This window comes from Pseudomonas sp. TKO26 (assembly GCF_003225665.1).
Classification (GTDB): Bacteria; Pseudomonadota; Gammaproteobacteria; order Pseudomonadales; family Pseudomonadaceae; genus Aquipseudomonas; species Aquipseudomonas saponiphila.
Genome location: NZ_QKLN01000011.1, coordinates 198,452 through 210,057, shown reverse-complemented (window position 1 = coordinate 210,057; position 11,606 = coordinate 198,452). Strand labels below are relative to the sequence as shown.

General features: G+C 64.7%; 13 protein-coding genes and 1 pseudogene. 11 read left to right on the top strand and 3 right to left on the bottom strand.

All coding sequences use genetic code 11. The annotated features are described in order from the left end of the window. Positions 1 to 524, top strand: a pseudogene (locus tag DNK59_RS31820) (sel1 repeat family protein); the annotation flags it as partial. A 466-nt stretch (positions 525 to 990) separates the two neighbouring features. Here DNK59_RS31820 and DNK59_RS18000 read toward each other — a convergent pair. Next, positions 991 to 1,251: a hypothetical protein gene (locus tag DNK59_RS18000; protein ID WP_110724112.1), complete on the bottom strand. Its 261-nt coding sequence runs from the start codon at positions 1,249 to 1,251 to the stop codon at positions 991 to 993. A 419-nt stretch (positions 1,252 to 1,670) separates the two neighbouring features. Between DNK59_RS18000 and mdcA the strand changes: the two genes are divergently transcribed. The 9 genes from mdcA (at position 1,671) to madM (ending at position 8,953) form a co-directional block, all read left to right on the top strand. Next, positions 1,671 to 3,347 carry a malonate decarboxylase subunit alpha gene (gene mdcA / locus DNK59_RS17995; RefSeq protein WP_110724111.1) on the top strand — a complete coding sequence of 559 codons (1,677 nt, stop codon included), beginning with the start codon at positions 1,671 to 1,673 and terminating at the stop codon, positions 3,345 to 3,347. Further along, positions 3,347 to 4,222 (top strand): triphosphoribosyl-dephospho-CoA synthase, encoded by an 876-nt coding sequence (locus tag DNK59_RS17990; RefSeq protein ID WP_110724110.1) that lies wholly within the window; start codon positions 3,347 to 3,349, stop codon positions 4,220 to 4,222. The genes mdcA and DNK59_RS17990 overlap by 1 nt, the downstream gene beginning before the upstream one ends. Beyond that, positions 4,222 to 4,521 carry a malonate decarboxylase subunit delta gene (locus DNK59_RS17985; protein WP_110724109.1) on the top strand — a complete coding sequence of 100 codons (300 nt, stop codon included), beginning with the start codon at positions 4,222 to 4,224 and terminating at the stop codon, positions 4,519 to 4,521. The genes DNK59_RS17990 and DNK59_RS17985 overlap by 1 nt, the downstream gene beginning before the upstream one ends. Then, entirely contained in the window at positions 4,514 to 5,365 is an 852-nt protein-coding gene (locus DNK59_RS17980) for a biotin-independent malonate decarboxylase subunit beta (RefSeq protein ID WP_110724108.1), read from the top strand. The genes DNK59_RS17985 and DNK59_RS17980 overlap by 8 nt, the downstream gene beginning before the upstream one ends. Continuing rightward, positions 5,362 to 6,165, top strand: coding sequence for a biotin-independent malonate decarboxylase subunit gamma (gene mdcE / locus DNK59_RS17975; protein ID WP_110724107.1), 804 nt, complete (start codon positions 5,362 to 5,364; stop codon positions 6,163 to 6,165). The genes DNK59_RS17980 and mdcE overlap by 4 nt, the downstream gene beginning before the upstream one ends. Further along, complete coding sequence (locus DNK59_RS17970; protein WP_110724114.1) at positions 6,162 to 6,788, top strand: malonate decarboxylase holo-ACP synthase; 627 nt, start codon at positions 6,162 to 6,164, stop codon at positions 6,786 to 6,788. Before mdcE ends, DNK59_RS17970 begins: the two co-directional genes overlap by 4 nt. Beyond that, positions 6,785 to 7,720 (top strand): malonate decarboxylase subunit epsilon, encoded by a 936-nt coding sequence (mdcH, locus tag DNK59_RS17965; RefSeq protein WP_110724106.1) that lies wholly within the window; start codon positions 6,785 to 6,787, stop codon positions 7,718 to 7,720. Before DNK59_RS17970 ends, mdcH begins: the two co-directional genes overlap by 4 nt. Before the next feature lie 67 nt (positions 7,721 to 7,787). Further along, complete coding sequence (gene madL, locus DNK59_RS17960) at positions 7,788 to 8,180, top strand: malonate transporter subunit MadL (protein ID WP_110724105.1); 393 nt, start codon at positions 7,788 to 7,790, stop codon at positions 8,178 to 8,180. Positions 8,181 to 8,185: 5 nt separating this feature from the next. Then, positions 8,186 to 8,953, top strand: coding sequence for a malonate transporter subunit MadM (gene madM, locus DNK59_RS17955; protein ID WP_110724104.1), 768 nt, complete (start codon positions 8,186 to 8,188; stop codon positions 8,951 to 8,953). 3 nt (positions 8,954 to 8,956) lie between these two features. Here the strand turns inward: madM and DNK59_RS17950 are convergent, their stop codons facing one another. Next, complete coding sequence (locus DNK59_RS17950) at positions 8,957 to 9,877, bottom strand: LysR substrate-binding domain-containing protein (protein WP_110724103.1); 921 nt, start codon at positions 9,875 to 9,877, stop codon at positions 8,957 to 8,959. 154 nt (positions 9,878 to 10,031) lie between these two features. On the opposite strand from DNK59_RS17950, the gene DNK59_RS17945 reads away from it, so the two are divergent. Then, on the top strand, positions 10,032 to 10,649 hold the full coding sequence (locus DNK59_RS17945) for a hemolysin III family protein (RefSeq protein WP_110724102.1): 618 nt from the start codon (positions 10,032 to 10,034) through the stop codon (positions 10,647 to 10,649). Here the strand turns inward: DNK59_RS17945 and DNK59_RS17940 are convergent. Then, positions 10,644 to 11,549: a LysR family transcriptional regulator gene (locus DNK59_RS17940; RefSeq protein WP_110724101.1), complete on the bottom strand. Its 906-nt coding sequence runs from the start codon at positions 11,547 to 11,549 to the stop codon at positions 10,644 to 10,646. The two genes, DNK59_RS17945 and DNK59_RS17940, sit on opposite strands and share 6 nt — an antisense overlap. Positions 11,550 to 11,606 lie beyond the last annotated feature (57 nt).

Below are 11,606 nucleotides of genomic sequence, written 5' to 3'. Positions count from 1 at the left end.
AGGCTGCTGAGGCTGGAGACAGTTATGCGCAGAAATTATTGGCTGGCGTCTATGAGGACGGTGCTGGCTGGTTTTTCATTCCGGGCAATCGCCAAAAGGCGGTTAAAAAATGGTTTAAGGCTTCAGCTGAAGGGGGCTACCCATTGGGGATGGCCATGTACGCGAACTATTTATTTGAAAATAACGGCAATAAAGCAGAAGTTGGATATTGGCTGAAAAGGTCCGCCGAAGGTGGCTATATATCTGCTGTAAGTACCTACGGTAGCAATTTGGCTCATGCACCCAATGACCTTAATTACCCTCCAGATTTGATAAAAGGTTACGGATTGACTTATTTGATATCGAGGTTTGAAGGAGGAGGGGCGGGAGGCGGAGCAGGGGTGGCCGATTTTGCCAAAGTTACTCTTATAGAAATATCCGAAAAATTGACTCCCGATGAAATCAAACAAGGCGTTGCTTTTGCAAAAGAGTGGGAAAAGACCCATCCTCCACTTTCTTATTTTGTGCCTGTCTACGGATATTGATCTTTTACTTAAAAGAGTCGGAGCAGCGGCCAATATATTGTCCTGTCCTACGAATTTCTTTCATCAATAAACGCCAAAATCAATAAGTGTTCAACAATAAGTTAGTTCACTATTTCAACTCGTATAAATGCCGATGATTGAGATCCTTGTCCATGAAGCACAATCCCTTATCGTTGGCCGAGGAAGAGATCCGCAAGCTGGAAGAGACCATTCAAAGGGCAAAGATTGGCGTAGTGGCGATAGGGCGCAAACCTTGTTGCGGCTTGCTCGCGGTGACACCTCAAAAGTGGTGGCCAAAGCGCAGGGCAGTAGGCGCACAAACGGTCTACGAACGTCGACAACAGTGCGCGCCCCGCTCAGGCCTTCTCCAAGAAGCGGTATGGCACCTGGATGGGTCTTCGTCTGTGCCGAGACAGGCAGCCGGTTGACCCCAAAGAGGCCAACCGCGCAGGTTTGTCCGAGGCCTTTACGCCTCCAGCCGCCACTGCAAGGCGTCCAGGGCATCGCAGCCGTCTTGCAGCAGCAGGTGGGCGGCGTTGACGAAGTGGTTCAGGTCACGCTCGTCGACGCCCTTGAGGCTCAGGCAGTTGAGGCTGTGCAGCAGGTCGCGCGAGGCTTTGATGCGTTGCACCGCGCCGCCGTGCAAGTCCGCAGCCGGGGCGCTGCGGTCGAGGTGGAACACTGGGGTAGTGGTGAGATTACTTTGTAGCGGGATGAAATCAGTCATAGCGCACCTCCGTGTTTTTTGAGGAGCTACCACCGTTTGCGGCTAAACAAAGAGGGTGGCAGCTGCACGCGGGTTAGCCGACCAGAGGAATTCACGGAACCTCCGGCACACCCGAAGGTGTCCCGCGCACAGCCGCCATAGCAAAATGCCAGGCGGCAAAAAGCGCCGGCATTATAGGCAAGCGCTTGTGCGTCCGTGAACAGGCTCGACCGGCTAAGATCGGCCGCCGATGCGTCGGCGACCGGGCAACTATGCTGTTCCCCCTGCGCTGCAACAACCGCCAATGTGTTGCCATTACCTACAGCCAGCCTGCGACTCAATCATTACCCTCAGCGTAACGATCCAACGCCGCGCTTGATTGATGCGCCCCGTTTTCACTCCTAAGGTTGCTGCCACGACAGCGAACCCGTGGAGTGAGCATGACAACAATAATTTCCCCCGACGCGCGCTGGTCGCGGCGGCGCAGCGAAAAGCAGCGGCGCCTCGAGCAGGTGCGGGCCATCGCCGATGGCGTGGTGTTGCCGACCGACCAGATCGTCGCGGCGCTGGAGGCGCTGATCCTGCCCGGCGACCGGGTGGTGCTGGAAGGCAACAACCAGAAACAGGCGGACTTTCTCTCCCGTTCCCTGGCCAAGGCCGACCCGGCCAGGCTGCATGACCTGCACATGATCATGCCCAGCGTCGGCCGCTCCGAGCACCTGGACCTGTTCGAGCGCGGCATCGCCCGCAAGCTGGACTTTTCCTTCGCTGGCACCCAGAGCCTGCGCATCAGCCAGTTGCTGGAAGACGGGCTGCTGGAAATCGGCGCCATCCACACCTACATCGAACTCTATGCGCGGCTGGTGGTGGACCTGATCCCCAATGTGGTGCTGTCTGCCGGGTTCATGGCCGACCGCGCCGGCAACATCTACACCGGCCCCAGTACCGAGGACACCCCGGCGCTGATCGAGCCGGCAGCCTTCAGCGACGGCATCGTGATCGTTCAGGTCAACCAGTTGGTGGACGACGTCAGCGAGTTGCCCCGGGTCGACATTCCCGCGTCCTGGGTGGATTTCGTGGTGGTGGCCGACAAGCCGTTCTATATCGAGCCGCTGTTCACCCGCGACCCGCGCCATATCAAGCCGGTGCACGTGCTGATGGCGATGATGGCGATTCGCGGCATCTACGAAAAACACAACGTGCAGTCGCTGAACCATGGCATCGGTTTCAACACCGCGGCCATCGAGCTGATCCTGCCCACCTACGGTGAATCCCTGGGGCTGAAAGGCAAGATCTGCCGCAACTGGACCCTCAATCCCCATCCGACCCTGATCCCGGCCATCGAAAGCGGTTGGGTGGACAGCGTGCATTGCTTCGGCACCGAACTGGGCATGGAGCACTACATCGCCGCGCGCCCGGATGTGTTCTTCACCGGTCGCGACGGCTCGCTGCGGTCCAACCGGATGTTCTGCCAGCTGGCCGGGCAGTACGCGGTGGACCTGTTTATCGGCGCCACCTTGCAGGTGGACGGTGACGGTCATTCCTCCACCGTGACCCGCGGCCGCCTGGCCGGTTTCGGCGGCGCGCCGAATATGGGCCACGACCCCCGTGGCCGGCGCCACGGCACCCCGGCCTGGCTGGACATGCGCCTAGACCCGAGCGATGCGCCAGAGGCCATGCTCGAGCGCGGCAAGAAGCTGGTGGTGCAGATGGTGGAAACCTTCCAGGAAGGCGGCAAACCGACCTTCGTCGACACCCTCGACGCGGTGGAGGTGGCGCGCAACAGCGGCATGCCCCTGGCGCCGATCATGATCTACGGCGACGACGTCACCCACCTGCTGACCGAGGAAGGCATCGCCTACCTGTACAAGGCCCGTTCCCTGGAAGAGCGGCAGGCGATGATCGCCGCCGTGGCCGGGGTCACCGCCATCGGCTTGCGGCACAACCCCAAGGACACTGCGCGCATGCGCCGTGAAGGGCTGATCGCCTTGCCGGAAGACTTGGGCATCCGTCGCACCGACGCCAGCCGCGAGCTGCTGGCGGCCAAGAGCGTGGCCGATCTGGTGCAGTGGTCCGGTGGCCTGTACAACCCGCCCGCCAAGTTCAGGAGCTGGTAATGCACGCACTCAATCTGCAATCGCAACCCCTGAGCCTGGCCGAGCGCCTGGCGGACCTGGCGGTGGACGCGCTGATCGATGAAGCCGATCTGTCGCCCAAGCCGGCCTTGGTGGACCGCCGTGGCAATGGCGCCCACAGCGACCTGCACCTGGGCCTGATGCACGCTTCGGCCTTGTCCCTGTGGCCGGCCTTCAAGGAGATGGCCGAGGCGGCGCTGGCGTTCGGCGAAGTCGGCCTGCCCCTGCGTGAAGCCCTGGGGCGCATTGGTCGCGAAGGCGAGCAGGCCATGCTCGCCACCACGGGCGGGGTGAATACCCATCGCGGGGCGATCTGGGCCCTGGGCCTGCTGGTGGCGGCCGCCGCGCTGGAGCCGCGATCCACAACGGCTGGCAGTGTCGCGCTGCGGGCCGCGCGTCTGGCCTTGCTGGAGGATCGTTACGCGCCACGGCCCCTGAGTCATGGCGCCCAGGTGGCGATTCGTTACGGCGTGCGCGGCGCTCGGGAAGAAGCCCAGCAAGGCTTTCCCGCCGTGCTGCAACGGGGTCTGCCCCAGCTCAAGCACAGCCGTGCCCAGGGCCATGGCGAGCAGAACGCCCGGCTCGATGCCTTGCTGGCGATCATGAGCCAGTTGGCCGACACCTGCGTGTTGTACCGCGCTGGCGAGCAGGGCTTGCAGGCCATGCAGCAGGGCGCCCAGGCGGTGCTCGATGCCGGCGGCAGCGCCAGCCTGGCCGGGCGCCGCCGCCTGCATGAGCTGGACCTGCAACTGTTGACCTTGAATGCCTCGCCCGGCGGTGCCGCCGACTTGCTGGCGGCCAGCCTGCTGTTGGACCGGATCGAGTCCGCCGACGGCTTTCATCTGGGAGCGAACTGATGGAAACCTTGTCCTTTGAATTCCCCGCCGGCCAGCCCGGTCGTGGCCGCGCCCTGGTGGGCTGTGTCGGCTCCGGCGACCTGGAAGTGCTGCTGGAGCCGGGCCAACCCGGCAAATTGACTATCCAGGTGCAGACCTCGGTAAACGGTAGCGCCGCCCGCTGGCAGCACCTGTTCGAGCGCCTGTTCGACGGCCAGACGCCACCGGCCTTGGCGATTGATATCCATGATTTCGGCGCCACCCCGGGGGTGGTGCGCCTGCGCCTGGAACAGGGCTTCGAGGAGATCGGCCATGACTGACAGCGCACATCTGTTGCACAAGCACAGCTTCGTCGAACTGGGCGCCCGGCAGCGCGCCCGGGCCTTGCTGGATGCCGGCAGTTTTCGCGAGCTGCTGGACCCGTTCCAACGGGTCATGTCGCCGTGGCTGGCGCGCCAGGGCGTGGTGCCCCAGGCCGATGACGGGGTGGTGATCGCCAAGGGCAGCATCGATGGCCTGCCGGTGGTGATTGCCGCCATCGAAGGCGCATTCCAGGGCGGCAGCCTGGGCGAGGTGGGCGGGGCGAAGATCGCCGGGGCCCTGGAGCTGGCCGCCGAGAACAACCGCAACGGCATCCCGACCTGTGCCGTGCTGCTGCTGGAAACCGGTGGCGTGCGCTTGCAGGAGGCCAACCTGGGGCTGGCGGCGATTGCCGACATCCACGCGGCGATTGTCGACCTGCGCCAGTACCAGCCGGTGGTCGGCGTGGTGGCCGGCAGCGTCGGCTGTTTTGGCGGCATGTCGATTGCCGCCGGGCTGTGCAGTTATCTCGTGGTCACCCAGGAAGCGCGCCTGGGGCTCAACGGCCCGCAGGTGATCGAGCAGGAAGCCGGGCTTGAGGAATACGACTCCCGGGACCGGCCGTTCATCTGGAGCCTGACCGGCGGCGAGCAGCGTTTCGCCAGCGGTTTGGTGGACCGTTATGTGGCGGATGATGTGGCGCAGATCCAGGCCCAGGTCCGCGAGTTGCTGGCCCTCGGCTTGCCCGCGCGGCAACGCAGCCGTGAGGCCGAACACTATCTGCAACGCCTGGCCCGTTTGGACACCACGCCGCAAATCGATGCGGCGACGGTTCGCGATCTGTATCAAGGAGACCGCTCATGAGTGCTTATTCTTTGCGGGGCCTGAACTGGTTCAACGCCTTAAGTGGCGGCGCCGCGCCGGTAACTGGCCTGCCGCCGTCGCTGCGGGTGGCCGACGGCGAACTGATGGGGCAGCCGGTGCGTTTTATCGCCGTGGTGGCCGACCCGGAAAACCGTTTTCCCCGTGCCCGCCAGGGCGAGGTCGGCCTGCTGGAAGGCTGGGGCCTGGCCAAGGCGGTGGATGAGGTGATCGATACCGACCGCGACCAGCCCCACAAGCGGGCGCTGATCGCCATCGTCGATGTGCCGAGCCAGGCCTATGGCCGGCGTGAAGAGGCCCTGGGCATCCATCAGGCCCTGGCCGGCGCCGCCGACAGCTACGCCCGGGCGCGCCTGGCCGGGCACCCGGTGATTGCCCTGCTGGTGGGCAAGGCCATGTCCGGAGCCTTTCTGGCCCACGGGTATCAGGCCAACCGCTTGATCGCCCTGCGCGATCCCGGGGTGATGGTGCACGCCATGGGCAAGGCCTCGGCGGCGCGGGTCACCCTGCGCAGCGTCGAGGAGTTGGAAGCCCTGGCCGCCAGCGTGCCGCCCATGGCCTATGACATCGACAGCTACGCCGGCCTGGGGCTGCTCTGGGAAAGCCTGTCGGTGCGGCAGATCGAACAGCCCACGAGCGAGGATCTGGTCGCGGTCAAGGAGTGCCTGCTGGCGGCCATCGCCGATGTGCGGGCCAAGGGCGTCGACCTGAGCGGTCGTCTGGGAGCGTCGAACCGAGCGGCGTCGAGCCGGGTCCGCCAATTGCTGCGGGAACAATGGTGAACGGCCTCGGCCCCTGGCTGCCCCACGACTTGCTGTGGGGCATGAGCCCGGCGCAGTTGGCCGCCGATGCGCCGGATTGGGCCTTTGCCGTGCTGGAGGCGGGGCAGCCGGTGGTGGTGCGGCGGGCGCTGACGGCGCCCGGGCAGATCGCGGTCGGCCTGCGCGGCCGCGCCCGCGAGCAGCGCTACCCGGCTGTGCTGGCGCTGGAGTCGGTGCAGCGCGGGGTGTATCCCGAAGCGCTGTGCCAGTTGAGCGGCACGCGCTCATTGCCGGCGCTGCAGGCGTTGCAGCAACTGCGCGGCGAGCTGGATGCCCTGGGCCTGGTCTGGGGCGTCAGCGGCAGTGCCGGTTTCGAGTTGGCCTCTGGGGTGGCTGCGCTGCATCAGCACAGTGACCTGGACCTGATCCTGCGCACGCCGGAGCCTTTCTCCCGAGCTCAGGCCCGCGAGCTGCTGGTTCTGCTGGAGCGCGCCGAGTGCCCGGTGGACCTGCAACTGCAGGTTCCCGCCGGGGCCGTGGCCCTGCGTGAATGGGCGGGAGCGGCGCCTCGTGTTCTGCTCAAAAGCGCCAGTGGCGCGCGGCTGGTCAGCGATCCCTGGAACTCTCAGGAGCAGGCAGCATGAGCAGCCTGCTGGTGTTTCCGGGCCAGGGCGCGCAGCAGCCGGGGATGCTCCAGCGTCTGCCGCCAAGCGCGGAAACCCGCGCCTGCCTGCAGGAAGCCAGTGAGGTTCTGGGGGAAGACGTACTGACCCTGGATTCGCCCCAGGCCCTGGCCAGCACCCGGGCGGTGCAGTTGTGCCTGCTGATCGCCGGGGTGGCCAGCGCTCGGACCCTGCTGCAAGCGCCGCTCAAGGCGGACTATGTGGCGGGCCTGTCCATCGGTGCCTACCCGGCGGCAGTGGTGGCCGGGGCCCTGGCGTTCGCCGATGCGTTGCGCCTGGTGAGCCTGCGCGGCGAGCTGATGCAGCAGGCTTATCCACAGGGCTATGGCATGACCGCGCTGATGGGCCTGGAGCTGGCGGAGGTGGAAGGGCTGCTAGCCCAGGTCCATAGCCCGCAAACGCCGGTGTACCTGGCCAATATCAACGCCGACAGCCAAGTGGTGATCGCCGGCAGCGATGCGGCGATGCAGGCGGTGGCCGAGCTGGCACGGGGGCGTGGAGTTGGCGTGGCCAAGCGCCTGGCGGTCAGCGTGCCGTCTCACTGTCCATTGCTGGAGCAACCGGCCCAGGCCCTGGCCGCGGCCTTTGCCGAGGTGCCGCTGCAACTGCCGACGCTGGGTTACCTGAGTGGCAGCCGGGCCCGACCGCTGCGCACACTGGAGCAATTGCGCGACGATCTGGCGTTCAACATGTGCCGGGTGGTGGACTGGCGCGGCACCGTGCAAAGCGCCTACGAGCGCGGGGTTCGCCTGCAGATCGAATTGCCTCCCGGTGCGGTACTGACCGGGCTGGCCCGCCGGGTGTTTGCCCAAGGGACGGTGATCGCCTGCGACGGCGCGCGCCTGGACACCCTGCAAGCCCTGTTGCGTGAGGAGGGAAGCCGCGACCGATAGAGCACCGACTCAGGCTGACGAAGCACAAGAACAACAACTTCGACGATGCACTTTGAGGACAACAACAATGATTATCTACGGTGTGGCCTTCCTGGCCTTTTGTACCCTGGTGGGTATTTTCATCGGTGAGCTGCTGGGCAAATTGATCGGCGTGCCGGCCAATGTCGGCGGGGTCGGTATCGCCATGCTGCTGTTGATCGGCCTGGGCAGCTACCTGCACAAGCGCGGACTATTCGCCGGCAAGTCCGAACAGGGCGTGGAGTTCTGGAGCGCGGTGTACATCCCCATCGTGGTGGCCATGGCCGCCCAGCAGAACGTCTACGGCGCGCTCAAGGGCGGGCCGATGGCGATTCTCGCGGGCACCCTGGCGGTGGTGATCGCCTTCGCCTTGGTGCCGGTGCTGGTGCGCATCGGCAACAAGGCGCCGGATGCGGCCGTTGCTCAGAAAACAGCGGGGTAAGGGCCATGTACGAATCGATGATGAAGGTCATTACCGGCTACGGGCTGATCAGCGGTTTCGCGGTGATCGGGATCACCATGTGGGTGTCCTACTGGATCTCCAACACCTTTACCAAGGGCCGCCTGCACGGCTCGGCCATCGCCATTCTTTTGGGGCTGGTGCTGTCCTATGTGGGCGGCGCCTTCACTGGTGGGCAGAAGGGCGTGGTGGACATTCCGCTGCTGTCGGGCATCGGCCTGCTGGGCGGGGCCATGCTGCGGGATTTCGCGATTGTCGCCACGGCCTTTGGGGTCAGTGTCGAGGAGCTCAAGCGCGCCGGGTTCGTCGGCGTGTTGGCGCTGTTTGTCGGGGTTGGCTCGTCCTTTGTCGCCGGGGTCGGGGTGGCCATGGCCTTTGGTTATACCGATGCGGTGAGCCTGACCACCATCGGCGCCGGGGCAGTGACCTACATCGTTGGGCCGGTGACCGGGGCGGCGATTGGCGCCAGTTCCGAGGTCATGGCGCTGTCGATTGCCGCCGGGCTGATCAAGGCGATCCTGGTGATGGTGATGACGCCCTTCGTGGCGCCGCTGATCGGCCTCAACAACCCGCGCAGTGCGGTGATCTTCGGCGGTTTGATGGGCACCTCCAGCGGTGTTGCCGGGGGCCTTGCGGCCACCGATCCGAAGCTGGTGCCCTACGGTTGCCTGACGGCGGCGTTCTACACCGCCCTGGGTTGCCTGCTGGGGCCGTCGCTGCTGTTCCTGTTGATGCGTGGCCTGGTGGGGGCTTGAGTGTCATGAGGCGTCCTGGCGATTGGCGTACATCCGGCATTCGGCCAGCAGCGCCAACAGGTTCGGGTCGCGCTCCTTGGCCTTGAGAAACACCACGCCGATATGTTGCTGCAGGCGGTAGCGCGCCTGCAGCGGTATCAGCTTCACGCGGTTTTCATACACTGCGGCGATCCTTCCCGGCAGCAACGCATAACCGACCCCGGAGCTGACCATGCTCAGCAGGGTGAAGATGTCGTTGACCTGCATCGCCACCTTCGGTTCGAACCCCGCCTGCTTGAACACCCGCACCCCGTCCTGATGGGTGGCGAACCCTTGGGTCAGGGTGATGAAGGTGGCGTCGCGCACGTCGGCCAGGTCCACCTCGTGCTGTTGGGCAAAGGGTGAATCGGCCGGAGTGGCGAGGAAGATATCGTCGGAAAACAGCGGCAGTTGCTCGCAATCCGGGTCGTTGACGCTGTCGTCCAGGGAAATCAGGATGGCGTCCACTTCCATGTTCTTGAGCTTGTACAGCAGGTCGATGTTGGAGCCCAGGATCAGGTCGATGTTCAGCTCGCTGCGGCGCAGCTTCAGGCCCATGATCAGCTGCGGCACGGTTTTCACGGTCAGCGAGTAAAGTGCGCCGAGCTTGAAGCGTTCTGCTGAGAAGCCTGCGGCCTCGCGGGTCAGGCGCACGCTCTCGACCACGTCCTGCACCAGCTTCTGCGCCCGTTCTTCGAGGACGAAGGCGCTTTCCAGCGGCGTCAGGTTGCGTCCTTCGTGCTTGAACAGCGGGCAGCGCAGGGCGTTTTCCAGGGAGTGGATGGCCCGGTGCACGCTGACGTTGCTGGTCTGCAACTCGGCGGCGGCGCGGGCCAGGTTGCCGGTGCGCATGAAGGCCAGAAACACTTCGAGCTTTTTCAGGGTCAACTCTTCGTCTATGAGCATGGTCCGGCCTCGGCTGATGAGGGGCTGATGATGCCCGATGAGTCTGAAAGTGGCCGCTGGTTTTTTATCCGTCGCGCCCCCATAGACCTCTTGCGCTTTCAAACTGCAGGCCCGAGCCTTGCGTGGTTTTTCATGTTTCAAGGGTGAGTGACCGATGTATCACGGAGAAAGATTCAACGCCTGGACCCACTTGCTGGGAGCGATCGCGGCGTTTATCGGCGGCATCTGGCTGGTGGTGCTGGCCAGTATCGACGGCAGTCCGTGGAAGATCGTCAGTGTGGCGATCTATGCCTTCACTTTGCTGGTGCTCTACAGCGTGTCCACGGTCTATCACAGCGTGCGTGGCCGGGCGAAGAACATCATGCAGAAGGTCGATCACTTTTCGATCTACCTGCTGATTGCCGGCAGCTACACGCCGTTCTGCCTGGTGACCCTGCGCGGGCCCTGGGGCTGGACCCTGTTCGGGATTGTCTGGGGGCTGGCGCTGATCGGCATCCTCCAGGAGATCAAGCCGCGTTCCGAAGCGCGGATTCTGTCCATCGTGATCTACGCGGTCATGGGCTGGATCGTGCTGGTGGCGGTCAAGCCACTGCTGGCGGCCTTGGGGCCGGCCGGTTTTGCCTGGCTGGCCTCAGGCGGGGTGTTGTACACCGTGGGCATCATCTTCTTCGCCCTGGACAGCCGCCTGCGTCATGCCCATGGCATCTGGCACCTGTTCGTGATCGCCGGCAGCCTGCTGCACTTCATCGCCATCCTGTTCTACGTCCTATAAGGGGCGGTCCAACTGTGCCTGGGCCTGACGGGCGAAAATCTCCAGCAGGCTGGCCAGGGTGTGGGGCGGCGGTTCGGCGGCGCGGGTCACGGCGTACAGGGTGATCGACAGCGGCGGACTCAGGGGTCGGATGACGGTGCTGGCGGTTGATGCGCCCAGGGCGGTGAAGGGATCGATCAGCGCCAATCCGGCGCCGGATTCCACCATGGCCCGGGCCAGGGAGTAGGTCTGTACGGCAATGCTCACCCGCGGTGGCGGTTCCACCGACTTGAGGTAGCTATCCAGGCGCGCCGACAGCGGGTCGGCGCTGCTCAGGCCGATCAGCGGTGCATCCGCCAGTTCCATCAGGGCCAGCGGCTGGCCGCGTACGGCGGGCGGCCAGTAGTCCAGCGGCGCCAGGGCCACCAGCACGCCCTCGGCCAGGGGCTGTGCACAGAGCCCGGGGTGATCGGGGCGTTGCAGGGTCAGGGCCAGGTCGATTTCCCGCATCAGCAGGTTCTGCACCAGTTCCCGGCTGTGGGCGCTGGACAGTTCGCACAGGCCGTCAGGGTAGAGACGGGTCCATTCACTGATGGCCGGCGGCAGCAACGCCAGGGCCAGGGCCGGGGTGGCGCCGATGCGCAGGCTGTGGCCCGGCGCCCGGCGCAGGTTGTGGGCCAGGCGCCGCACGCCTTGCAGGCTCTCGCTGACCTTGTCCACTTCACGCTCCAGCTCCAGGGCTTCCGGAGTCGGCTGCAACTTGCCCCGTACCCGCAGGAACAGCGGGAAACCCAGTTGCAGCTCGGCGTGCTGCAGGACCTTGGTCACCGCCGGTTGCGAGACGTGCAGCAACTGCGCGGCGCCGCTGATGGAGCCGGCCTGGCGAATGGCCTGGAAGATTTCGATATGACGCAGGCGCATGGGGCAGTCCATAACCTTTGTTTATGGGAGGTGCATCTTTATTCATTGTCCGGCGTC